At 70.1% G+C, this 24,106-nt stretch carries 20 protein-coding genes; 4 read left to right on the top strand and 16 right to left on the bottom strand.

Going from position 1 to position 24,106, the window contains the following annotated elements:
• Nucleotides 1-355: 355 nt before the first annotated feature.
• Entirely contained in the window at nt 356-2,161 is a 1,806-nt protein-coding gene (locus ACWDBB_RS04490; protein WP_449788176.1) for a hypothetical protein, read from the bottom strand.
• Between the two features lie 325 nt (nt 2,162-2,486).
• Here ACWDBB_RS04490 and ACWDBB_RS04485 point away from each other — a divergent pair, with 325 nt between their 5' ends.
• Entirely contained in the window at nt 2,487-4,238 is a 1,752-nt protein-coding gene (locus ACWDBB_RS04485) for a hypothetical protein (protein WP_449788175.1), read from the top strand.
• Nucleotides 4,239-4,321: 83 nt separating this feature from the next.
• On the opposite strand, the gene ACWDBB_RS04480 is transcribed toward ACWDBB_RS04485, so the two are convergent.
• The 6 genes from ACWDBB_RS04480 to rfbB form a co-directional block, all read right to left on the bottom strand.
• Nucleotides 4,322-5,227, bottom strand: coding sequence for a glycosyltransferase family 2 protein (locus ACWDBB_RS04480; protein WP_449788174.1), 906 nt, complete (start codon nt 5,225-5,227; stop codon nt 4,322-4,324).
• Between the two features lie 4 nt (nt 5,228-5,231).
• On the bottom strand, nt 5,232-5,630 hold the full coding sequence (locus ACWDBB_RS04475; RefSeq protein ID WP_402406052.1) for a DUF2304 domain-containing protein: 399 nt from the start codon (nt 5,628-5,630) through the stop codon (nt 5,232-5,234).
• Complete coding sequence (locus tag ACWDBB_RS04470) at nt 5,627-6,316, bottom strand: glycosyltransferase family 2 protein (protein ID WP_402406050.1); 690 nt, start codon at nt 6,314-6,316, stop codon at nt 5,627-5,629. Before ACWDBB_RS04470 ends, ACWDBB_RS04475 begins: the two co-directional genes overlap by 4 nt.
• 68 nt (nt 6,317-6,384) lie before the next feature.
• Entirely contained in the window at nt 6,385-7,722 is a 1,338-nt protein-coding gene (locus ACWDBB_RS04465; RefSeq protein ID WP_449788173.1) for a lipopolysaccharide biosynthesis protein, read from the bottom strand.
• Nucleotides 7,719-8,654: a dTDP-4-dehydrorhamnose reductase gene (rfbD, locus tag ACWDBB_RS04460; protein WP_449788172.1), complete on the bottom strand. Its 936-nt coding sequence runs from the start codon at nt 8,652-8,654 to the stop codon at nt 7,719-7,721. Before rfbD ends, ACWDBB_RS04465 begins: the two co-directional genes overlap by 4 nt.
• Nucleotides 8,651-9,628 (bottom strand): dTDP-glucose 4,6-dehydratase, encoded by a 978-nt coding sequence (gene rfbB, locus ACWDBB_RS04455; protein ID WP_392867370.1) that lies wholly within the window; start codon nt 9,626-9,628, stop codon nt 8,651-8,653. The genes rfbD and rfbB overlap by 4 nt, the downstream gene beginning before the upstream one ends.
• A gap of 81 nt (nt 9,629-9,709) precedes the next feature.
• Between rfbB and rfbA the strand changes: the two genes are divergently transcribed.
• The 3 genes from rfbA to ACWDBB_RS04440 all read left to right on the top strand — a co-directional run bounded on the left by rfbA (nt 9,710) and on the right by ACWDBB_RS04440 (nt 12,572).
• The gene (gene rfbA, locus ACWDBB_RS04450) at nt 9,710-10,585 is read left to right on the top strand and encodes a glucose-1-phosphate thymidylyltransferase RfbA (RefSeq protein ID WP_392867373.1); all 876 of its coding nucleotides are present in this window, start codon (nt 9,710-9,712) and stop codon (nt 10,583-10,585) included.
• A complete protein-coding gene (gene rfbC / locus ACWDBB_RS04445; RefSeq protein WP_402406044.1) occupies nt 10,582-11,181 on the top strand; it encodes a dTDP-4-dehydrorhamnose 3,5-epimerase in 600 nt (199 codons plus the stop codon). Before rfbA ends, rfbC begins: the two co-directional genes overlap by 4 nt.
• A gap of 212 nt (nt 11,182-11,393) precedes the next feature.
• On the top strand, nt 11,394-12,572 hold the full coding sequence (locus ACWDBB_RS04440) for an acyltransferase family protein (protein WP_449788171.1): 1,179 nt from the start codon (nt 11,394-11,396) through the stop codon (nt 12,570-12,572).
• 43 nt (nt 12,573-12,615) lie between these two features.
• Here ACWDBB_RS04440 and ACWDBB_RS04435 read toward each other — a convergent pair whose 3' ends face one another.
• From ACWDBB_RS04435 to ACWDBB_RS04395, 9 genes are all read right to left on the bottom strand, one after another.
• Nucleotides 12,616-13,068 (bottom strand): GtrA family protein, encoded by a 453-nt coding sequence (locus ACWDBB_RS04435; RefSeq protein ID WP_449788170.1) that lies wholly within the window; start codon nt 13,066-13,068, stop codon nt 12,616-12,618.
• A gap of 27 nt (nt 13,069-13,095) precedes the next feature.
• A complete protein-coding gene (locus ACWDBB_RS04430; RefSeq protein WP_449788169.1) occupies nt 13,096-15,516 on the bottom strand; it encodes a hypothetical protein in 2,421 nt (806 codons plus the stop codon).
• 95 nt (nt 15,517-15,611) lie between these two features.
• Complete coding sequence (locus ACWDBB_RS04425) at nt 15,612-16,562, bottom strand: glycosyltransferase family 2 protein (protein WP_392867389.1); 951 nt, start codon at nt 16,560-16,562, stop codon at nt 15,612-15,614.
• Nucleotides 16,563-16,917: 355 nt separating this feature from the next.
• Nucleotides 16,918-18,111 carry an elongation factor Tu gene (gene tuf / locus ACWDBB_RS04420; protein ID WP_355253441.1) on the bottom strand — a complete coding sequence of 398 codons (1,194 nt, stop codon included), beginning with the start codon at nt 18,109-18,111 and terminating at the stop codon, nt 16,918-16,920.
• A 199-nt stretch (nt 18,112-18,310) separates the two neighbouring features.
• The gene (gene fusA / locus ACWDBB_RS04415; protein WP_449788168.1) at nt 18,311-20,416 is read right to left on the bottom strand and encodes an elongation factor G; all 2,106 of its coding nucleotides are present in this window, start codon (nt 20,414-20,416) and stop codon (nt 18,311-18,313) included.
• Nucleotides 20,417-20,455: 39 nt separating this feature from the next.
• A complete protein-coding gene (gene rpsG / locus ACWDBB_RS04410) occupies nt 20,456-20,926 on the bottom strand; it encodes a 30S ribosomal protein S7 (RefSeq protein WP_030055803.1) in 471 nt (156 codons plus the stop codon).
• A gap of 2 nt (nt 20,927-20,928) precedes the next feature.
• Complete coding sequence (rpsL, locus tag ACWDBB_RS04405) at nt 20,929-21,300, bottom strand: 30S ribosomal protein S12 (RefSeq protein ID WP_014144289.1); 372 nt, start codon at nt 21,298-21,300, stop codon at nt 20,929-20,931.
• A 376-nt stretch (nt 21,301-21,676) separates the two neighbouring features.
• Nucleotides 21,677-23,398, bottom strand: a complete 1,722-nt coding sequence (locus ACWDBB_RS04400) for a DUF2142 domain-containing protein (RefSeq protein WP_449788167.1) — start codon at nt 23,396-23,398, stop codon at nt 21,677-21,679.
• Between the two features lie 118 nt (nt 23,399-23,516).
• On the bottom strand, nt 23,517-24,053 hold the full coding sequence (locus ACWDBB_RS04395) for a DUF1707 and DUF4190 domain-containing protein (RefSeq protein WP_449788166.1): 537 nt from the start codon (nt 24,051-24,053) through the stop codon (nt 23,517-23,519).
• Nucleotides 24,054-24,106: the final 53 nt, after the last annotated feature.

Genomic DNA, 24,106 nt, shown 5'->3' with positions numbered 1-24,106 from the left:
GACCCCCTCCGACCCCCGCGCTCGGGCGTGTCGCACTCGCGCTTGCAAAAAACCGGCGAAGTACTTCGTCGGTTTCGAACTTTCGGGGTGGTGGGGTGCCGGGTCGAGGCCCCGCTCACGCTTCCCGGAAGATTCCCGTACTTTCGCCCCGCAGCTGCCGTGGCGTAGAACTCACGCTTGACGGCCATCACGGGAACGACGAGTACATGGGACTCGCTTCCGGTCCTCCCGGCGGGAGGCGCGCAGCATCGGCACTCAACCGAGCAACTTGGACATACTGCCACATGGAGCAGCCCGGATGCCAATCGGGGCCGGTGAGGCGCTCCTCACCGGCCCCGAGGGGTGACGGCCCAGGTCAGTCCCTGCGCCAGAGCACCCAGCCCTTGTCCTTGTTGAACTTCGCGATGTGCCAGCCGGGCCGCGCGTCCGGCCAGCTGGCCTGGGGCAGGGCGCCCTTGGCCCAGCCGGCCAGGTACGCGGTGGCCTCCTGCGGCGGGTTGGAGCCGTCCTTCAGGTCGTCCGACCAGACCCGGCCCCAGTAGACCTCGTAGGCCATCGACATCCGGGCGTCCCAGTCGAGGTCCATGTCCAGGACCACGTTGTCGCCTTTGCGCAGGCCCGCCTCCTTGGCCATTCCGACCGCCTGGTACTTGCGCTCCTTGGCGTGCGGTTCGGCGACGTTGCCGGTGACGGCGACCGTCGCGTAGGCGGCGAACAGGGTCACGCACCCCACCACGGCGGCGACCACCCGACGCCCGCCGGCCACCCGCAGCAGCAGGCACGCGGCCAGCACCGCCAGCGCCCCGAAGGTCGTCCGGATCATGTGCAGGCCCTCCCAGGTGGAGGCCAGGAACATCGCGTCCGGCACCGTCCACGGACTGACCCAGAGCTTGAGCGCGGAGCCCGCGTACGCCCCGACCGACAGCTGGATGACCCCGATCAGCACGGTGCCGGCCAGCGCCGACCACAGCAGCGCCCGGACCCCGGCCCGCCACAGCGCGGCCAGGCCGACCACCAGGAACAGCGGCACCAGCACCGCGCAGTACCGGGCGTACACCCAGTTGTCGGTCCGGTCGTTGTCCGCCAGGCCGGCCGCGGACGCCAGCGCGGTGCCGAACAGCAGCGCCACCATGGTGAAGGCCACCACCCGCTCGGCCACCGTGTACCGGCGTCGGAACACCACCACCACGCACAGCACCAGGGCGATCGCCCCGAAGCCGTACGTGGAGGTCATGAAGTACCACAGCTGTCCGAACGTGCGGGCGATGATCGTGCCGATGTACTTGCTGTCCCCCAGGTTCTCGAAGACCTTGTTGCCGACGTCGCTCGGCGGCACGTCCTTGAACCGGCTCCTGACGAAGCCGGCCAGCAGTTGCGCGCCCAGGTACGACACCCCGAGCGCGCCGACGCCGGCCAACGAGGCGAGTCTCGGCGCCCAGCCGAAGGCCAGCACCACGACCAGGACCAGCGCGGTCAGCGCCACGACCACGCCGCCGCGGTCGTGGGTGGCCAGCGAGTAGCCGGCCGTCAGGCCCATCCCCACCGCGTACAGCGCGCGGCGGCCCGTCGTACCGGGCGAGAGCCAGCCGTGCATCGCGAGCAGCCAGGCCAGCAGGAGCACCGGGAGCACGGTGTCCGACATGGCGAACTGGGAGTAGAAGACCACCGGCGGCACCAGCGCCACGGCGGTGCCCACCAGGTAGGAGTGCGGCCGGGACAGGCCCAGCCGGCGCGCCGCCGCCACGGCCAGCGGGAACACCAGCGCGTTGAGCACCGCGTTGATGCCCATGACCAGGTGGTACGCCATGGCCGGGCTGTCGGCGATCCGCAGCGCCGGCGATATCAGCAGCGGGTACCCGCCGGGGATCACCACGCCGACCGGCAGCTCGGTGGCCGACCGGCCGGCCAGCACCCGCGCGATCACCAGGTAGGAGTCCTCGTCGGCGTGCACCGACGGGAAGTAGTTGTGGATCGACAGCACCAGGCGGAACACCACCTGCCCGCCGTACCCGAGCAGCAGGGCCACCGGCCAGAACCAGCGGTGGGCGGCGAGCGCCCGCAGCCGGGCCGGCACGACCGGGGTGTCGGGCGCGTTCGTGCCGCCGTCCTCACCCCGGTCCGGACCGTCGGACGTGTGGGCAGAGTCGATCAGCGGCTGCACCGGGACACTTCCCTACTTGTATGAGTTTGACGATCTCGTCGTGGTCGGCTCCGGGCGGCGCGCCTCGGTTCCCGCCACCGGTCGGCTCCGGGCGGCGCGCCTCGGTTCCCGCCACCACGAGTCGAAGCGCATCGGCAGTGTGCCACGCGGCCATCTGGCGGAGCCAACGCGCTCCTGCCTCGTGGACGACAACGGCCTACTAGGGCAGGGTGGTTCGGCCCCTGATGATCCCGTGCCCGGGGTGCTGGCAGAATCGCGGTGTCCGGCACCGAAACCACACACCGCCTCCGCACCGAATCGCTGCGGAAGGCAGAAGGACCGAACAGTGACGACGAGCGTGCAGCCCGCCTCCACCCCGGGCATGCAACAGGGCATACCGTCCAGCCGAGCAAGACGGGCAGCCCTGCGCCGACCCGCCGTCCTCTGGGCCGCGGAGATCCTGACCGCGGTCACGGCGGCCCTGCTCATGACGGGTCTGGCGACGTCCGTCCAGCTCAACCCCATGTCGCGGATCGGCCAGGTCAGCGGCCTCGCCGCGCTGCAGCTCCGCCTCCTGCTGCTGCTCGGCGTCATCGTGCTGGTCCTGGTGCCGGCGATGCGCCGCTGGGCGGACGTCCCGGTCCGGTTCGCCGCCGCCGCGGTCGCGGGCCTGTCCTCCGGCGTGCTGGCGGCCGGTGTCTCGCTCGCGCTGCGCGGCACCGACTGGCCGCTGTACGCCCAGTCGGGTGACTCCGGCAACCTCCAGGCCTGGGTCAGCGCCCTGATGGACGGCAAGCCGCTGGACGGCGCCTACCCGCCGATGTTCCCGCACATCGTCGCCTTCGTCGCCGAGCACCTCACCCACGGAGACATCGGCTACGCGCTCAAGCTCGCCGACCTGGTGTTCGTCGCGCTGCTCGGCCCGCTCGCGTACCTGTCCTGGCGGCTGCTGCTGCCCCCGCTCTGGGCGCTCGGGATCGGCGTCACCGCCGCGCTGCCGATGGCGCAGCCGTACAAGCCGTACACCACCTTCGTGCTCGTCGCCTTCGTCCCCCTGCTGGCCAAGCTGATGCAGCTCCTGCAGCGCGCCCCGGAGCTCCCGCGCCGCACCGTCGCCGTCCGCGGCGCCGTGCTCGGCCTCGGCATCGCACTGCTGTTCAACCTCTACTCCGGCTGGTTCGTGTGGTCCGCCGTCGGAGTGGTGGTGCTCACCGCGGCGCTGCTGCTGCGTGCCCGCCGCACCGGCGGGACCCCCGGCCTGCTCAACGCCCTGACCGCGATCGGTGCCGCGTCCGGGATCTTCCTGGTCGCCTCGTCCCTCTACCTGGTCCGGCTGCTCGGGTCCGCCGGAAGCACGGTCGACCGCTACTGCTACTTCGACACCTACACCGAGCCGACCTACTTCGCGATGTGGCGCGACGACCTTCCCGGCACCGACGGCCAGAGCACCTGGCCGCTGCCCGGCGAGCTCGGCGGGGTCGGCCTCTTCACGATCCTGCTGCTGGTCGGCCTGGGTGTGGCGCTGGCCCTCGGGATAGCCCGGGCCGCCGTCCTGACCGCCGCCGCCTGCTCGGCGAGCGCCCTGCTGATGCGCTACTGGTACGCCTCCCACATGGAGCGCGACCAGGCCGTCATGCTCTACCCGCGCACCAGCGCGCAGCTGCTCTACTGCCTGCTGGTCCTGGTCGGCCTGGCGTGCTACCTGATCGCCCGCCGCCGTCGGAGCGCCTCCTCGGCCGCCGCCGAGACGGCCGAGGAGACCGTCCGCCGGCTCCCGCTGGGCCTCAACCCGCGCGCCGTGGCCATCGGCGCCATCTGCGCGCTGGGCCTGCTCTTCGGCATGGCGGGCTCCGCCACCGCCAGCAAGTACATGCCCGACCCGCACGAGGGCACCGGCATGCTGGCCTGGATCTCGCAGACCACCGCCGACACCAAGGGGCACTGCTCCCGCTACGCGCCCAAGTGCAACGAGGCCCCGGGGCTCCTGAACCCGTCGGACCCGAAGGTCGACCTCGGAAAGCTGATCTGCCCCAAGGTCAACCCGTACCCGCGCAAGGGTGAACTGCTCCCCGGGTTCTCCGCGGACCTGCCCGAGTGACCCTCACCCGACCCTGATACGGCACTGGGCCGGTAGTCCGAATCGGACTACCGGCCCAGTGCCGTATCAGGACTCGCGCGGCGTCAGTGCCGCTCCCCGCCGGTCAGCGCGTGGCGGACCAGCACCTTGGCACCGGCCCGCTGGCCGCGCTTCAGCGCGCCCGGCAGCATGGTCAGCGCGTGCAGCCGGGAGGCGCTGCGGAACCGGGCCGCACGGGCGGCCTTCGGCCAGCCGCGGGCGTCCATCCGCTCGGCCACCGCGTTGAAGTACCGCTCCGCCTCGGTGAACCGGGTGCCGGAGAAGGCCTGCACCGAGGACTCGCTGACGGCGTGCCGGCGGTACTGGAAGACGACGGTGGTGTTGTCCACCATCATCTGCTCGCCCCGCTCCAGCAGGTCGACGACCAGGGCCAGGTCCTGGATCACCGAGTACTCGTCACGGAAGTTGACCGCGCGCAGCGCCTCGCCCCGCCAGCAGATCGACGGGAAGTAGAGCCAGTTGCCGCGCAGCACGCTCGCGGCCAGCTCCTCGCCGCCCATCAGCCGCCGGCCCTTGACGGTCGGCGCGTAGATCTTCTCCTTGACGTTGTCCGCCAGGCCGGAACGGCTGACCTCGCCGTTGCCGTCGATGACCTCGACGCCCGGCTGGACCATGCCCAGGTCCGGATTGGCCTTGAGGATCGAGCGGACGGTCTCCAGGTAGTGCGGGTGCAGCAGGTCGTCGCAGCCCATGATGACCACGTGGTCGGCCGTGGACAGCTCCACGCACTTCTGGAAGTTCTTGGTGATGCCCAGGTTCTGCTCGTTGCGCAGGTACGTCACCCGGTCGTCGCCGAGCGAGGCGAACCAGCCCGGGACGTCCGGCTCCTTGCCGTCGTCGATGACGGTCAGCCGGAAGTCCCGGTCGGTCTGCGCGAGGATGCTCCGCACCGCGGCCTGCATCAGCGCCACGTCGCCGTAGTACGGCAGCATGAACTCGAAGGTCGCCACGGGATCAGGCCTTGCTGCGGTCGACCGGCGCCGAGACCGGCAGGTCCAGGTCGAAGCGCTCCTCGTTCAGGCGGGCGCCCTCGTTGATCGCCACGGTGCGCGCCAGGTCGGTGAGCTTCTTCTCCAGCGAGCGGAAGCGCAGGAAGGTGTTCAGGGTCAGGAAGCCCATCGCCAGCACCATCACGTACAGCACCAGGTCGGTGCCGCGGCCGACGCCGAGCTGGTGGGCCAGCCAGGTCACGTCGGTGGGACGCAGCACCGCGTAGATGTTCACCAGCACGAAGACCGAGAACGCGATGCGCTTCCAGGCGCGGGTGTTGGCACGGTCCCAACGCCGGATGAACATGAAGGCGAGAGAGACCGAGCCGAGAATGAGAACCAGCTGGATCCAGAAGAATTTCATCGGCGGCTACGCTCCCGCAGCGAGATGTCGAAGATGATGTTGACGCCGTTGATCAGGGACTGACCCTTGGCGCGTGAGTAGTCGGTGTACAGGATGTCCACCGGGAGTTCGGCGACCCGGAGGTCCGAGCCGGCGAGGTAGCTGACGATCTCCGACGCGTGCGCCATGCCGTTCATGGTGATCCGCAGCCGACCGGCGGCCTCGCGGTTGAGCACGCGCAGGCCGTTGTGGGCGTCGGTCAGCTTGAGCTTGCGAGCGGTCGGGCTGACGGTCGCCGCGGTCCGCAGGACGACCCGCTTGATCCACGGCACCTGCCCGTTCTGCTCGATGAAGCGCGAGCCGAGGACGACGTCCACGTCGCCCTCCCGCAGCAGGGCGACCATCTTCTCCACGTCGGCGGTCTGGTGCTGGCCGTCGGCGTCGAAGGTGGCGAAGTACTTGGAACCGGGCTGGGCCAGGGCGTAGGCGAGGCCGGTCTGGAGGGCGGCACCCTGGCCGAGGTTGACCGGGTGGCGCACCAGGTGCGCGCCCGTCTCCATGATGTGCTTGGCCGAGTCGTCGCCGCTGCCGTCATCGACCACCACGATGTTCGGGAACGTCTTTCGCGCCCCCTCCACAACGTCGGCGATCACCTGGCCCTCGTTGTAGGCCGGGATCACCAGCCAAACATCGTCGTACTGGGACACGGAGGCTCCATCAATGGGGTCTGGCCCGCGCTGCTGCGCGGCGATCTGAAGATGAGGGGCGGACACGGTCACTCACCGGCCGTCCGGCTGCTCAACACCGCGGCGTTCGAGTCCCCCGGCTGCTGGACGAGGCCTGCGGAATTCGTCGCCGAACGGGCGAAACTCTGCCTCAGGACCGCCAGCATACCGAGGACCGTGGCCACGGAGCCCGCGGTGTACGCGAGGATCACGCGGGTGGACACGTCGCCGGGCAGGAAGGTCACCCCGGCGAGGACCGCGGTGCCGACCGCCCAGCAGAGCAGCTGAAGGTTGTGACGCTTGAATACCATCAGCGCCTGGCCGAGCACCATCGCGAACATGTACGCCACGGTTCCGGCGGACAACCAGAAGAAGTCGAGGCAGCCGAGCACCGGCTTGGCGCCGAACAGCACCTGGATCAGCCACGGGCCGAGGGCGACCGCCGGGATCCCGCCGAGCAGGCCGAGCGCGCCCACCACGGCGCCGATCTTCTTGAGCATCCCGGTGAACGCGGCCCGGTCCCCGACCGCGATCGCGGCGGAGAGGCCGTTCAGCAGCGAGGCCTGGAGCGAACCGAAGACGAACAGCGGCACCCGGGCCAGCACCAGCGCGTTGAGCAGGGCGGCGATCAGCGCGGAGTCGGACGGCGCGAGCAGCTTGGTGCTCACCACGGCCGCGTTCACCACGACCTGCGAGAGCAGCGTCGAACAGATCAACAGGCCGAGGCCGGAGCAGAGTTCGGACCAGCCGATCTGCTCGCCGGGCTTCACCGCGCGCAGCAGCGGCGGCAGCGTGAGGATCGTGGCCAGGATCGGCGCGACGGCCAGGATCAGGCTGAACGCGAGCGCCGAGTGCACCCCGGCCATGCCGCAGGCGAAGGCCAGGCCGATCCGCAGGCCGCCGTCCAGGCCGAGCTGGGTGCCGTACGCGCCGAAGCGGCCGAGGCCGGCCAGCACGCCGCGGGTGAGGTAGCAGACGGCCATGCCGGTGAAGGCGCCGCCGAGGGCCAGCACCAGCGAGCGGTCCCCGTGGAACATCGCCCGGGCGATCGGGCCGGAGGCGGCGCCGAGGACGGCCAGGGTCACCGCGAGGATCCCGCCGGTGAGCAGGGTCGCCCGGCGCAGGACCGGCGCGGCACCGTGGCCGAGCGCCGCCCGCGCCGCGACGATCCGGGTGAGCTCCTGCTCGATCGGGAAGAAGACGCCGATGCCCACCGACATCACGATCGTCCACAGCAGCGAGACGTTCGCCATGTCGTCGACGGACAGGCTGTGACCCGCCACCCCGAGGTGGATGTAGGAGGCGGCGCCCAATACGACGGTGCCGCCGGCCACCGCCAGGGTTCCCGGCGGTAGCGCGGCAGCCACCTTCGTCAGTGCGTTCTTCACTGAGGTCTGTCGCTCTCCGTGGTCCGGGCCGTGGCGGCCAGTTCGGCGAAGACGGGCCGGGCCAGGGCCTCGGCCAGCATGGCCCGCCACTCGGGCAGCGGGGCCAGCCCGGCGGCGGCCCAGCGGTCGTGCGCCAGGACGCTGAAGGCCGGACGGGCGGCCGGACGGACGAAGGCCTCCGACGTGGTCGGGCGGATCCGCTCCGGGTCCAGCCCGCTCAGCGCGTAGCTCTCGCGGGCCAGCCCGCACCAGGTGGTGCGGCCGCTCGCGGTGCCGTGGTAGATCCCGGCCGGGGCCTGCCCGGCGAGCGCGGCCCGGCCGAGCTCGACCAGGCGGCCGGCCAGCGCGTACGACCAGGTCGGCTGGCCGTGCTGGTCGTCCACCACGTCCAGGGTGTCCCGCTGGGCGGCGAGCTTGAGCATGGTGGCCACGAAGTTCGGGCCGTGCTCGCCGTACAGCCAGGCGGTGCGCACCACGTAGCCGTGCTCGGGGAGCAGTTCGGCGACCGCCCGCTCCCCCACCAGCTTGCTGCGGCCGTACGCGTTCACCGGCGCGGTCGGGGCGTCCTCCGGGCAGGGCTCGGTGGCGTCACCCGGAAGGACGTAGTCGGTGGAGACGTGCAGCAGCCGCGCGCCGGCCTTGGCGCACGCCTCGGCGAGGAGGCGCACGCCGGTGCCGTTGACGGCGGTGGCGGCGTCCTCCTCCGTCTCCGCGGCGTCGACGTTCGTCCAGGCGGCGCAGTTGACCACGATGTCGTGGCCCTCGACGGCGGCCTGGACGGCCGCCGCGTCGGTGATGTCGAGGTCCGCCCGGCGCAGCGCGGTGACCTCGGCGGCCTCGTCGGCGCCCAGCACCGACAGCAGGTCCTGCCCGAGCATCCCGGCCGCGCCGGTGACCAGCCAGCGCACGGGCGCGGCGGCGTTCGCGGTCACTTGGCCAGGGCCGCCTTCTGCTTCAGCGGCTCCCACCAGGCGCGGTTCTCGCGGTACCAGGCGATGGTCGCGGCGAGGCCGTCCTCGAAGCGGACCTGCGGCTCGTAGCCGAGCTCCTCGCGGATCTTGCTGATGTCGATGGAGTAGCGGAGGTCGTGGCCCTTGCGGTCCTCGACGTGCTCGACCATGTCCCAGCCGGCGCCCGCGGCCTCGAGCAGCAGGCCGGTCAGCTCCTTGTTGGTGGCCTCGGTGCCGCCGCCGATGTTGTAGACCTCACCGGCCCGGCCGCCGCGCATGACCAGCTCGATGCCCCGGCAGTGGTCCGAGACGTGCAGCCAGTCGCGGACGTTGCCACCGTCGCCGTACAGCGGCACCTTCTTGCCGTCGATCAGGTTGGTGGTGAACAGCGGGATGACCTTCTCCGGGAACTGGTAGTGCCCGTAGTTGTTGGAGCAGCGGGTCACCACGACGTCCATGCCGTGGGTGCGGTGGTAGGCCAGCGCCAGCAGGTCGGAGGAGGCCTTGGAGGCGGAGTACGGGGAGTTCGGCTCCAGCGGCCAGGTCTCGGTCCAGGAGCCCTCGTTGATCGAGCCGTACACCTCGTCGGTGGAGATGTGCACGAAACGGCCGACGCCGTGCTTGCGGGCCGCGTCGAGCAGCACCTGGGTGCCCACGACGTTGGTCAGCACGAACGGGCCCGCACCGGCGATCGAGCGGTCCACGTGGGACTCGGCGGCGAAGTGCACCACCACGTCGTGACCCGGCATGACCTGGTCGACGGCGTCCACATCGCAGATGTCGCCCTGGACGAAGGTGTAGCCCTGGTGCCCGGCCACCGGGGCCAGGTTCTCCAGGACACCCGAGTAGGTGAGCTTGTCAAAGACCGTGATCCGGGCATTCTCGTCAGCCCCGAGGAGCTGACGGACGAACTCCGAACCGATGAATCCGGCGCCGCCGGTCACGAGGATGCGCATAATGCGCGTAGTCTACCGCCGCCCGAACACCCTCCCGACCCGGCCCCTCCCGCGTTCACCGATCTCGAATAGGGTGCACCCATGCGTGGAATCCTCCTGGCCGGCGGCACCGGCTCGCGGCTGTGGCCGCTGACCCGTGCGGTGTCGAAGCAGCTCCTCCCGGTCTTCGACAAGCCGATGATCTACTACCCCCTCTCGACCCTCGTGATGGCCGGGATAAGCGAAATCCTGATCATCACCACCCCGAACGACCGGGACCAGTTCGAACGGCTGCTGGGCGACGGTTCCCAGTTCGGCCTGAAGCTCCAGTACGCCGTCCAGGAGAAGCCCGAGGGCATCGCCCAGGCCTTCGTGCTCGGCGCGGACTTCATCGGTGACGAGCCGGTGGCCCTGATCCTCGGCGACAACATCTTCCACGGCAGCGGCCTGGGCACCCGGCTCACCGAGCACTCGGACATCAAGGGCGGCCGGGTCTTCGCCTACCCGGTGGCCGACCCGACCGCGTACGGCGTGGTCGAGTTCGACGAGAGCGGCCAGGTCCTCTCCATCGAGGAGAAGCCGACCGAGCCCAAGTCCCGTTACGCCGTCCCGGGCCTGTACTTCTACGACAACCGGGTGGTCGAGATCGCCCGCAACCTGCAGCCGAGCGCCCGCGGCGAGCTGGAGATCACCGCCGTCAACGACGCCTACCTGCAGACCGGCGACCTGCACGTGACGATCCTCGACCGCGGCACCGCCTGGCTGGACACCGGCACGTTCGTGTCGATGGTCCAGGCCTCGGAGTTCGTCCGGGTCATCGAGGAGCGCCAGGGCTTCAAGATCGGCTGCATCGAGGAGGCCGTCTGGCGGGCCGGCCTGATCGACGACGCCCAGCTGCGCGAGCTCGCCGAGCCGCTGCTGAAGAGCGGCTACGGCCAGTACCTGCTGGGCCTGCTCGAAGAGGCGGCCGCCAAGTGAAGTTCCGCGAGCTCTCCATCGAGGGCGCCTTCGAGATCACCCCGCAGGTGCACGGCGACGCCCGCGGCCACTTCACCGAGTGGTACCGCTTCGACCGGCTCGCCGAGGTCGTCGGCCACCCGCTGAACCTGGCCCAGGCCAACCTGTCGCTCTCCGCCAAGGACGTCGTCCGCGGCATCCACTTCGCCGACGTCCCGCCCGGCCAGGCCAAGTACGTGGCCTGCACCCGCGGCGCGGTGCTGGACGTCATCGTCGACCTGCGGGTCGGCTCGCCGAACTTCGGCAAGTGGGAGTTCGTCCGGCTGGACGACACCGAGCGCAAGGCCGTCTACATCCCGGAGGGCCTCGGCCACGGCTTCTGCGCCCTCACCGACGACGCCACGCTGACCTACCTCTGCTCGGCGACGTACAACCCGACCGGCGAGCACGGCGTGCACCCGCTGGACCCGGAGCTCGGCATCGAGTGGCCGACCGACGCCCCGCAGCTCTCCGCCCGCGACGCGGTGGCGCCCTCCCTCTCGGAGGCCCTCGCCACCGGTCTGCTGCCGGACTACCAGGCCTGCAAGGCCTACACGGACTCGCTGAAGCAGCAGTAGCGGAGCCCGACCGGCCGAGGGGACGAGCGCAGGTGCACCCGTCCCCTCAGCCGTTCCCCCTGCCCCCCATCACAGGCCCATTCCCAGGCCGCTCCCCAGCCGGCCGGATCGGACGGACCATGACCCACCCTGCGGGACCCTCACACGGCATACGTGGGGGCGTCGACACCCGACGCCCTGCGTGGCTGAGGGGAGGCAGTCTGTCCGGCCGCGTGAACAGCTTCGGCGCGATCCGGACGACCCTCGCGGTAGCCGTCGTCTACTCCCACGCCTACCCGCTCGGGTTCGGCCGGCCCGCTCCGCTCTCCCAGTTCAGCGGCGGCCAGATCGACCTCGGCCGGCTCGCGGTGGTCGGCTTCTTCGCGCTCTCCGGGTTCATGATCACCGGAAGTGCCATGCGCAGCACGATCGGCCGCTACTCCTGGCACCGCGCCCTGCGCATCCTGCCCGGGCTCTGGGCGTCGCTCCTGGTCTGCGTCCTGCTGGTGGCACCCGCCCTGTACTACCGGACCCACCACTCGCTCGACGGCTACTGGTCGCACTCGCACGGGCCGCTGAGATACCTGGCGGGCGCCTGGAACGCCTCGCTCTCCACCGGGTTCGACATCTCGAACGTGATCGACGACGGCGTGAAGGCCGGCACCAACCACGACCCCGGCATCAACGGCTCCCTCTGGTCGCTCGACTACGAGATGCTCTGCTACGTCATGATGGGCCTGCTGGCCGCCGGCGGCGTGCTGCTGCGCGCGAAGAAGACGGTGCCGCTGCTGACCCTGGTCGGCTGGATCCTGGTCTTCGAGGACTGGCGGACGACCCCCGGCTTCGTCAACTACCCGCACCACATGGGCTTCTACATCCATGTGCCGGTCTTCGGCCAGGTCTACACCCAGTACTTCGTCTACCTGGCGTTCGTCTTCCTGCTCGGCGCCACGGTGCAGCTGTACAAGGAGCGGATCCCGATCCACGCCGGGCTCGCGCTGCTGTCCGTCGTCGTGCTCGTCGCCAGCCTGCGCTACGGCGGGCTGTTCGCGTTCGGCTACCCGGCCTTCGCGTACCTGCTCTTCTGGCTGGCGGTCCGGCTGCCCCGGCCGTTCCAACGGATCGGCGTCAAGCGGGACTTCTCGTACGGCATCTACGTGTACGGCTTCACCGTCGAACAGGCCGTCGCCGCGCTCGGGGGCAACACGCACGGCATGAAGGTCTACCTCCTGCTGTCCCTCGGCGGGACGGTCCTCCTCGCCGCGCTCTCCTGGTACCTGGTCGAGAAGCCCGCGCTGAAGGCGAAGGACTGGACGCCGCGGCCGGTGCGCGCGCTGGCCGAACGCCGGGCCCGCAAGGCCGCCGTCCCGGTACCGGCCGAGCCGGCCGGGGAGCCGGTCCCCGCGCCCTGACGACCGTACGACGTCAGGCCCCCGGTGGCCCGGTTCGTCCCCCTCAACGGGTCCTGAAGACCCACACCTTGAGGAGGACGAACCGGGCCACCGTCGCGAGGCCGTTGGCCACGACCAGGCCGGCCACCTCGACCACCCGCGAGGCGTGCGGCGCGAGCAGGGCCAGCAGGGCGAGCGCGCCGCTGCTCAGGCCCAGGCCGATCAGGAAGGCGACGGCGCCCTGGAGCTGGTGGCGCACCGCGCCCTCCGAGCCGGTGATGCCGAAGGTGAAGCGCCGATTGGCGGCGGTGTTGGCGACCGCGCTCACCGCCAGGGCGATCAGGTTGGCCGCCTGCCGGTCGACGACCTGCCGGGCCACCACGTACAGGCCGAGGTAGAAGAGCGTGCTGAGCACGCCGATGACCAGGAACGACGGCAACTGCCGCTTGGCGGTGCCGGCCGGTGCGGCGGCCCGGCCGTCGGGGGCCGGCGCCGGCGCGTTGTCGGTGGAGACCATGGGTTGCCCACTGCTTCGTTCGTCGGGTCAGGAGAGCTCGTACACGGCCACCCGGCCGTTGTCGAACACCTGCTTGGCGAGGTTCCTGAGCTGCGGCGACTCCTCGCCCGCCTTCCGCTGGACCACCAGGTAGCGGACCTTGTGATCACGGTGCAGCCGCTTCAGGATGTCCGGCGTCGGCGCGTAGAACGCGGCCTCGTTGAGCTGGAACAGCTCGGTGTCCCAGAACGGCGAGCCGGAGGCCGACGCCCCGTTCGCGGTGGCCATCAGCCTCGGTGCGTAGGCCCAGCCCTCGATCAGGACCGAGCGCTCCGAGTAGCCGCTGAGCCAGTGCGAACGGTAGTTGGCGCACGGCAGGCCGTCCGCGTAGTCCTCGTACTGCCAGCAGTGGCTGTTCGTCGCCAGGATGTCCGAGGGCTCGCTGTGCGAGCGGATCCAGCGGGCGGCGTTCACCTGGCTCGCCGGCATCACCCAGCTGCCGTCCCACATCATCTCCTGGGCCTGGACGGCGTCGAGGGCCAGGCCCGGGGTGCCGAGCGTCAGTCCGGCGGTCAGCAGGACGACCCCGCCCCGGCGCCGCAGGCCGCGCGCGCCCCGGGAGAGCAGCCGCCAGAGCAGCCCCAGGAGGAGCGCCAGCACCGCGAACGCGGCCGCCACGCTCAGCGCCGGCAGCAGCGGCGTGTACGGCTCGGTGCCGGTGCCGTCGCCGGTGTGCTCGTGCAGGAAGGTCTCCCAGGTCGCCGAGTACCGGTACGAGAGCCAGGTGAGCAGCCCGGTCAGGGCCACCGCGCCGACGGCCAGGGCGGCCTTGCCGGCCCTGGGCAGCCTGGCCCGCTCGAAGGCCTCGCAGTACCCCCAGGCGGACAGCACCGCCCCGAAGGGCATCGCGGAGATGGTGAAGTAGCTGGCGTTGTAGCCGTTGACCACCAGGTAGGCCGCCGGTCCGGCCACCGCCGCGCCGAGCAGGAACCACTGCGCCGGCTCCAGCCGGAGCCGGCGGCGCCACAGCAGCGGCACCGCGCCCAGGAGCTTGATCTGGTGGTTCAGGAAGAAGGCGATCAGGACGGCCACGACCAAGCCGCTCTGGGCCAGCACCGGCCGGCCCTCCAGGGGTTCGGCCCAGTACTTCTGGATGTTGCCGAAGGGGATGACCTCCAGGCCGTAGCTCTCGAAGTCGAAGATCACCGCCGTCGCGAAGAGCTGCGCTCCCGCGATGGCCCCGCCCAGCCCGACGACCGTCCAGGGGATGCGCCTGCTCCTGATCACGACCGCCAGACCGGCGACGGCCAGACCCGCGAGGGCCACCGGGAGGGTGCTCGCCTTGGCCGCGCTGGAGGCGGTCGCGAACATCGCCGTCAGGACGAAGACGCCCCGCCCGAACTGCGGTGCCTGGAACGGCCCGTCCTCGCCGCCCGGACGGGTGACCCGGCGGAGCCCGTCGGCGACCACGCCGACCAGCGCGATCAGCAGCGGCTGGCTGTACGTCAGCGACATGCTCGACCAGGACATCAGCCGGACGGCCGGCGCGCCGAAGGTCCAGCTCATCACGGTGTTCGGGTACACCGCGGTGAACTCCCCCACCGCGAAGAGCAGCAGCGCGGCCAGCGGTCCCGCCCACGCCCGACCGGTGATCCGCTGGGCAACCACGGTCATGATCAACACACCGAGCGCGGCGAACGCGGGGACGAGCAGCCTGGTCTCGACCACCGGCAGGTCGATGTGGCCGACCATGTCGGTCATCGCCATGTGCGCGAACGTGAACCAGTGGTAGTGGAGCGGCTCCCCCGCCACCTGCGGCACGGTCAGCGGCACGTGCTGCTTGGCGTCCGCCGCCAGCGACAGCATGTACGGCATGTCGCCGAACAGCCGGGACCGCTCGTCCGTCGCCAGGACCGGGAACTTCGACAGGAAGACCTGGTAGTAGTACAAGCTGGTCAGGCCCACCACCGCGGCCGTCGACCAGGAACAGCCGAGGGACAGCCGCCGGTAGCCACTGGGTCGCCAGTGCCGGCGCAGGCCCGGGACGAGCGCGAACGGGACGACCACCGCGAGCGGCCAGCCGACGGCCACCGACTGCAGGCCGGCGCGGACGAGGACCGCCCACGCCGCCAGTTCCAGCACCAGCCCGGTCACCGCGCCGAAGACCAGGTCCTCCAGCAGGGTGTGCGGACGCCTGCGCAGGGCCCGGAAGACCAGGGTGCCCGGGAGCACCACGCCCCAGCCCGCGTAGAAGGTGTACCGGGCGATGTCGCCGACCCTGGTGTCCGCGGCCAGCAGCAGCCCCACCAGGAGCAGGTAGGCCGAGACGGCGGGCAGGAAGCGCCAGAGGACGTGCGCCCCGGAGCCCCCGTCCGTCGTGCCGCCGGACAGCCCGCCGGACGGCGCCGGGACCCCCGGACGTCCTCCGGTGGCCGGGGCGGCTCCGGTCGCGGTGCTGTTCGTATGCATGGTGTCCGTTCTCTCGTCCGAGCTCACAGCTCGCAGCACGGCAGCCTGGCGGAGGCCGGCCGCGGTCCGTCGACCGGCGGCGGAACGACTCCGGGTCAGCCCGTGTAGGAGGCGCTGCGACGAGCCGTCGCGGGGTCGGGCCCGTCCGCCGAGTCGTAGCCGACGAAGTAGGCCGGTCTGGCCTGGGCCGCCGAGTAGATGCGCCCGACGTACTCACCCAGCAGACCCATGCAGACGAGCTGGACGGCGCCGAGGAACAGCATGCCCATGAACAGCGAGGACCAGCCGGGGACGGTCTTGTCGAGCGCGTACGCGACCACGGTGTAGACACCGAGGGCGAAGCAGACCAGGAAGCTCAGCAGACCGAGCCAGGTGGCGAGCCGCAGCGGGCTCGCCGAGAAGTTGGTGACGCTGTCGACGGCCAGGCGGACCATCTTGGACAGCGGGTAGTGGGTCGAACCGGCGACCCGCTCCTCGCGCACGTAGACGACCTCGCCGCTCGGGAATCCGAGCCACGGCACCAGCAGCCGGTAGACCGGCTGGTGCTCGGGCATCGCCTTGAGCGCGTCCACCGCGGCGCGGCTGAGCAGGCGGAAGTCGCCGGCCTGGTTCGGCATCTTCTTGCCGACGAGCTTGCGCATCAGCCAGTAGTAGCCACCGGCGGTGCGGCGCTTGAAGACCGTGTCGGTGCCGCGGTCGCCGCGAACGCCGTAGACCACGTCGAGGCCCTGCTCCCGCGCGAGCGAGAGCATCTCGGGGATCTTCTCCGGCGGGTCCTGGAGGTCGGCGTCGATGGAGACGACGTAGTCGCCGAAGGCGCGGTGGATGCCGGCCGTCAGCGCGGCCTGGTGCCCGGAGTTGCGGGCGAAGCGGACGATGCGGAACTCCGGCCAGTCCTGGCGGATCTTCTGCATCAGCACCGGGGTGGCGTCGGTGCTGCCGTCGTCGATGCCGACCACCTCGTACGTGATCCCCAACCCGTCGAGGATCGGGCGCAGGCGGTGCACGGTCAGCGGCAGCGCCTCCTGCTCGTTGTAGATCGGCATGACGACCGACAAGAGCGGCGCCGGCTCGCCGGCCGACCCGGCTCCCTGATCTCCTGCGTTGAGCATCCTTCTTCGCCTGTCCCCATGTGATCCGAAAGCGGTTGGGAGGCATGGACCGCCGAGTCGACCCCACCGGCCGGAACCTTCTCCCTCCGCACCCGGAGCATCGCGGACGGCGGCGAGGGAGAGCCAATGAGCGGCAGGATAGCAGTCTGCTCTGAGCCCACTCTCAACGGACCTGTTACCTGATCGCCGTCGATTCGATATCCCGACACGCCGAAGGGCCCCGCTCACTCGGAGTGCGCGGGGCCCTTCGGACCGAGCCTGTACGAGGCAGGCAGGTCAGAGCGTCAGATTACTTGACGATCTTGGTGACCTGGCCGGCGCCGACGGTGCGGCCACCCTCACGGATGGCGAACTTCAGGCCCTCCTCCATGGCGACGGGCTGGATCAGCGCGACGGTCATGGCGGTGTTGTCGCCCGGCATGACCATCTCGGTGCCCTCGGGGAGGGTCACGACGCCGGTCACGTCCGTGGTACGGAAGTAGAACTGCGGGCGGTAGTTGTTGAAGAACGGGGTGTGGCGGCCACCCTCGTCCTTCGACAGGATGTAGGCCTGGGCCTCGAAGTCGGTGTGCGGGGTAACCGAACCCGGCTTGATGATGACCTGGCCGCGCTCGACGTCCTCGCGCTTGATGCCACGGAGCAGCAGACCGACGTTCTCACCGGCCTGGCCCTCGTCGAGCAGCTTGCGGAACATCTCGATGCCGGTGACCGTGGTGGTGGTCTTGGTCTCCTTGATGCCGATGATGTCGACAGTCTCGTTGACCTTGAGGATGCCGCGCTCGATACGACCGGTGACGACGGTGCCACGACCGGTGATCGTGAAGACGTCCTCGATCGGCATCAGGAACGGCTGGTCCACGGCGCGGGCCGGGGTCGGGATGGCCTCGTCGACGGCGTGCATCAGGCCGAGGAGCTTCTCGCCCCACTCCTTGTCGCCCTCCAGCGCCTTCAGCGCGGAGACGCGGACGACCGGCAGGTCGTCGCCCGGGAACTCGTACTCGGAGAGCAGCTCGCGGACCTCGAGCTCGACGAGCTCCAGGATCTCCTCGTCGTCCACCATGTCGGCCTTGTTCAGGGCGACGACGATGTACGGAACGCCGACCTGGCGGGCCAGGAGGACGTGCTCCTTGGTCTGCGGCATCGGGCCGTCGGTGGCGGCGACCACGAGGATGGCGCCGTCCATCTGGGCGGCACCGGTGATCATGTTCTTGATGTAGTCGGCGTGACCCGGGCAGTCGACGTGGGCGTAGTGGCGCGCCTCGGTCTGGTACTCGACGTGCGCGATCGAGATGGTGATACCGCGCTGACGCTCCTCCGGGGCCTTGTCGATCTGGTCGAACGGCGTGAAGGGGTTGATCTCCGGGTACGCGTCGTGCAGCACCTTGGTGATGGCCGCGGTCAGCGTGGTCTTGCCGTGGTCGATGTGACCGATGGTGCCGATGTTGACGTGGGGCTTCGTCCGCTCGAACTTCGCCTTCGCCACTGAGTCCTCCTGAGGACAGTTCCTGTACGCCGTGCTGACGCCAGTTGGTCTGAAATCGGTTTTGGTGCGGGTTGTCCGGAGGACATCCCGTGCCGTCCCGCTGCTGGGGGGGCCGGAGGCCCCGGGAGGATCCGACCGGATCCTCCCGGATTGCCTCCTAATAGCCTAAGGCTTCGTAATCGTCCCGATTATCGGGACGTCACTCGCCCTTGGCCTTGGCGATGATGTCGTCCGCCACGTTCTTCGGAACCTCGGCGTACGAGTCGAACTGCATCGAGTAGCTCGCGCGACCAGAGGTCTTGCTGCGCAGGTCACCGACGTAGCCGAACATCTCGGAGAGGGGCACCAGCGCCGAGACGACGCGGGCACCGTGACGCTCGTCCATGGACCGGATCTGGCCACGACGAGAGTTGATGTCGCCGATCACGTCGCCCATGTAGTCCTCGGGCGTGGTGACCTCGACGGCCATCATCGGCTCGAGAAGGACCGGCTTGGCCTTCTTCGCGCCTTCCTTGAAGGCCATCGAACCGGCGATCTTGAACGCGAGCTCGGAGGAGTCGACGTCGTGGGCCTGGCCGTCGAGCAGGCTCACGCGGACACCCTGCAGCGGGTAGCCGGCGAGGATGCCGAACTCCATGGCCTCCTGGCAACCGGCGTCGACCGACGGGATGTACTCCCGGGGGACGCGGCCACCGGTGACCTTGTTGACGAACTCGTAGCCCTCGGCCTGCTCGAGCGGCTCGATCGCGATCTGCACCTTGGCGAACTGACCGGAACCACCGGTCTGCTTCTTGTGGGTGTAGTCGATGCGCTCGACCGCCTGGCGGATGGTCTCGCGGTACGCGACCTGCGGCTTGCCGACGTTGGCCTCGACCTTGAACTCACGGCGCATACGGTCGACCAGCACCTCGAGGTGCAGCTCGCCCATACCCGCGATGATGGTCTGGCCGGTCTCCTCGTCCGTGTTGACCTGGAAGGACGGGTCCTCCTCGGCGAGACGCTGGATGGCGACACCCAGCTTCTCCTGGTCACCCTTGGACTTGGGCTCGATCGCGACGCGGATGACCGGGGCCGGGAAGTCCATGGACTCCAGGATGACCGGGTTCTTCTCGTCGGACAGCGTCTCACCGGTGGTGGTCTGCTTCAGGCCCATGACGGCGATGATGTCGCCGGCGCCCACCGACTCGATCTCCTCACGCTTGTTCGCGTGCATGCGGTAGATCTTGCCGATGCGCTCCTTCTTGCCCTTGACGGCGTTCAGCACCGAGGTGCCGGACTCCAGGCGGCCCGAGTAGACCCGGACGAAGGTGAGCTTGCCGAGGTGCGGGTCCGACATGATCTTGAACGCGAGCGCGGCGAGCGGCTCGTCGTCCGAGGCCTTGCGGGAGATCTTGACGGTGTCGTCGCCCGGCTTGGTGCCCTCGATGGACTCGATGTCCAGCGGGGACGGCAGGTACTTGACGACCGCGTCGAGCAGGGGCTGGACGCCCTTGTTCTTGAAGGCGGTACCGCAGAAGATCGGGGTGAAGTCCGAGTTCAGGGTGCCCTTGCGGATCGCGGCCTGCAGCAGCTCGACCGGGATCTCCTCGCCCTCGAGGGCGAGCTCCATGATCTCGTCGCTGACGTTCGAGACCGTGTCGATGAGCGCCTCGCGGTACTCGTCGGCCTGCTCCTGCAGGTCGGCCGGGATGTCGACGATGTCGTACATCTCGCCCTTGGCGGCCTCGGCGGACCAGACCAGCGCCTTCATGCGGACCAGGTCGACAACGCCCTGGAAGTCCGACTCGGCACCGATCGGGAGCTGCATGACCAGCGGGGTGGCGCCGAGGCGGTCCACGATGGTCTGGACGCAGAAGAAGAAGTTCGCGCCCGTGCGGTCCAGCTTGTTGATGAAGCAGATGCGCGGGACGCCGTAGCGGTCAGCCTGCCGCCACACGGTCTCGGACTGGGGCTCGACACCGGCGACACCGTCGAACACCGTCACGGCACCGTCGAGGACGCGCAGCGAACGCTCCACCTCGACGGTGAAGTCGACGTGACCCGGGGTGTCGATGATGTTGATCGTGTTGTCGACGTCGTCGACCGTCCAGTGACAGGTCGTCGCGGCCGACGTGATCGTGATGCCGCGCTCCTGCTCCTGCTCCATCCAGTCCATGGTGGCAGCGCCATCGTGGACCTCACCGATCTTGTACGAGACACCGGTGTAGAACAGGATCCGCTCGGTGGTGGTGGTCTTGCCCGCGTCGATGTGCGCCATGATCCCGATGTTGCGGACCCTGGCGAGGTCAAGGGAGGTTGCAGCCATGGTGGCTCGTTCTCTCTCTGTCTAGTGACGGGGTACGGACTACCAGCGGTAGTGCGCGAAGGCCTTGTTGGACTCGGCCATCTTGTGGGTGTCCTCGCGACGCTTCACGGAAGCGCCCAGGCCGTTGCTGGCGTCGAGGATCTCGTTCATCAGGCGCTCGGTCATGGTCTTCTCGCGACGGGCGCGGGAGTAACCGACCATCCAGCGCAGCGCCAGGGTGCTGGCGCGGCCCGGACGGACCTCGACCGGAACCTGGTAGGTCGCGCCACCGACACGGCGGGACTTGACCTCGAGGGCCGGCTTGACGTTCTCCAGCGCGCGCTTCAGCGTCACGACCGGGTCCGAGCCGGTCTTCTCACGGACGCCCTCGAGGGCGCCGTAGACGATCCGCTCGGCGGTGGAGCGCTTGCCGTGCAGCAGGATCTTGTTGACCAGCTGGGTGACGACCGGGGAGCCGTAAACCGGGTCGATGATGACCGGGCGCTTCGGGGCGGGGCCCTTACGAGGCATTCTTACTTCTCCTTCTTGGCGCCGTAGCGGCTGCGAGCCTGCTTGCGGTTCTTGACACCCTGGGTGTCGAGCGAACCGCGGATGATCTTGTAGCGGACACCAGGAAGGTCCTTCACACGACCACCGCGCACCAGCACGATGGAGTGCTCCTGCAGGTTGTGGCCCTCGCCCGGGATGTAAGCGGTGACCTCGATCCCGCTGGTGAGGCGCACACGGGCGACCTTGCGGAGAGCCGAGTTCGGCTTCTTCGGGGTGGTCGTGTACACACGCGTGCAGACCCCACGGCGCTGCGGGGAGCCCTTCAGCGCGGGAGTCTTGTTCTTCTCGACCTTGTCCTGCCGGCCCTTTCGGACCAGCTGCTGGATCGTAGGCACCGTTTCTCCGTTTTCTGTGTGCCAAGGCTTGGTGAAACTAACCTGCGGTGTCTCCCTCGCACCCGGCCCCGTGGTCGACCCACGCGGTCGGGTGTGTTGGGCTTGTTACGACACGGAATCCCATGGCTGATGTACAGCGACGGCGCTCTACGCGCGGCGCGCTGGGAGGCGCTCCGGCTCGGCGCGGCGACCGGTGTGCATGCACGCACAAGGACCCGGGGACACCCCAGGCACAAGGTCAGAGCGTACCTAGCGCATCGGGCGCGGTCAAAACAAATGCAACGCCGCAGGTCGCGGGGCCTGGCCTCGAAACGGGACGGGAACCGGCGCCGGTGCCGCCCATATCACGGCCGAGAGCCCCCCGCAGGGCGAAACCCTACGCCTCCGCGCGGGCGGCGGCGAGCGGGGTGCTCCCGTCGTCGGCACCGTCCCCGGACGTCCCGGCCGACGCCGACTCGTCCTGCGGCCGGTCCGTCCCCTTCCGGTCCGACAGGGCGACGAGCAGCCCCAGCGCCAGCACGCCCGCCCCGTACACCAGCACCCAGGGCTGCCAGCCCACGAACGGCGGCGACCAGTGGGCCGGGCTGATGAAGAACGAACCGCCGGTACCGACCGTGTTGCGGCGCAGCGCCCAGATGAACCCCGCGAAGTCGGCCAGGGCCAGCGCGAAGGAGCAGAGCACCATCAGCCGGCGCCAGGCGAAACCGCCCCGCGGCAGCCGCTCGTGGCAGATCGCGGCGCACACGATCGGCAACCCGACGGCGAACGGGAGCAGGTAGCGGCCCTGCCAGATCATGCCGACCTTCTGCGCCTGCATGGCCTGGGCCACCAGGGGTATGGCCACGATCCCGACCAGGATCCCCAGGACGGCCAGGGTGTCCCTGAGCCGCGCGTAGCAGAGCGCCAGCAGCACCAGGGCGATCGCCACGGCGCACCACAGCAGCAGCGTCGCGGCCGGGGGCTCGGCGTCCAGCCAGCCGAAGTAGCCGATCATCTGCTTCATGTACAGCAGACCGTTGTCGAAGGTCTGACGGGCCGCGGACAGCGGGGTGAAGTTACTCGGGGCGTTGATGGTCGAGTTGTCCGGATGGGTCGAGGACCAGACGAGGGCCACGCCGGCCGAGACCGCGGCCACGGCGCCCCAGGCCCAGGTCGCCCGATGGCGCAGGATGTCGCCCAGCACGCCCCTGCGCCCGAGCAGCAGGGCGAAGAAGACCGCCCCGCTGAGCCAGATCAGGCCCAACGGCCGGATGCTGATCAGCACCACCGCGCCGATGCCGAGCCGGGCGACGCGGCGGCTCAGGAGCTGCGGGTCCGGGTTCATCAGCAGCGCCACGGCGGAGCTCCAGACCAGGATGCCCGCGGCGATCTCCGGGCCGCTCGGGTTGACCACGCCGAACATGAACAGCGACATCGGGGTGGTGGCCGCCACCACGCCGAGGATGCTGAGGGACCGCCGGCGCCACTCGGCCGCCGAGACCACCGCGCTCGCCACCAGGGCGGAGCAGATCGCGGCCGAGATCAGGCGCATCAGGTAGAAGGCCGTCTTGCCGGGGAGCAGCAGGCTGGGCCAGCCGACGGCGAAGTAGTACGCCGGGTGGTAGCGACCCGCCGAGGTGGTCACCTCGGCCGTCCCGGAGCGCTGCTTGAGCGGGGGCGCGCAGTCGGCCGACTGCCAGGACTTGAAGGCGTAGCACCAGTGGGTCTCCGCGAGGTCCTCGTAGATCCGCGGGAGCACCACCCCGCTCTCGGCCCAGTAGCCCTGGATCCCGCCGACCGTGTGCGGGGTCATGACCTCCTCGCCGTTGACCTGGCCCCGGGCGACCGCGCCCGCCCGGATGATGTGCGCGGGTTCGTCGGGCGCGCCGCCGATCGGAGTCGTCAGCGACCAGGAGGCGCTCAGCGCGAAGAGGATCGCGAACGCGACCGCCCACAGCCGCCGGGGTGAGGACGCGAGCCGCTCGGCGATGCTCTTGACGGCAGTGATCATCATCTGGAAATGGGCCTTCGGGGTCGGTCCGAACTCGGCGTGCGGCGCCCACGGCCGGGCGCGGTGGGTGCTCGCATCGACGAGATGTAACAGGCAACGGTCAGCCATGGACGAGAAGACCGTACCGAACCGAGCCCTGAGGGACTAATGGCACCCTCCCGGTGGAGGCCCGCCGAGTCGGTCCGGCCCGGTGCGGTCCACCGACGACGGAGGCGGTACCAGCGGGTCAGACGGTACCCAGCAGGATCAACAAGGTCCAGAAAGCGGTGCCCATGTAACCGATGACCAGGCCGAGGACGGCCGCCCAGTCGCCGTCCATGTTGCGCTGGCGGATCTGCGACCGGGCGATGTGGCCGGTGACCACGGCGGGCAGCGAGACGCAGACCAGGCTGAGCACCAACGACGTGACCGCGAGCACATTGGTGGGGCGGGGCGGCGGCGGGGGCGGCGGGAGGAAGGTCGCCGGGACCGGCTGCGGCGCGGTCATCGGCGGCGCCGTCATCGGCCCGGAAGGCAGGTCGGCCACCAGGGCGGCCAGCTGGCCGTAGGTCTGCGCCCCGGCCGCCGCCTCGTGGCGCTGCTCGTACTCCTGGATGGTGAGCCGTCCCTCGGCGAACGCGGCCTTGAGGACGTCCAGCGTGCGGTCCCGGTCGGCGTGGCCCGCCCGCATCACGGCCTGCGGGGGCGCCGGCTGCCAGCCCGCCGCCGGCTGCCTGCCGGGCGGATAGCCGGAACCGGGCTCGCCCCATCGTTGTACGGACATCCGCCACCTCCCGGTAGCGCGGCACCCCCGCGCACGTCACTGCTCACTCATAG

The organism is Kitasatospora sp. NPDC001095, assembly GCF_053598615.1.
Note: the sequence above shows the minus strand (reverse complement) of the source record. Positions and strands in the feature narration are given on the sequence as shown.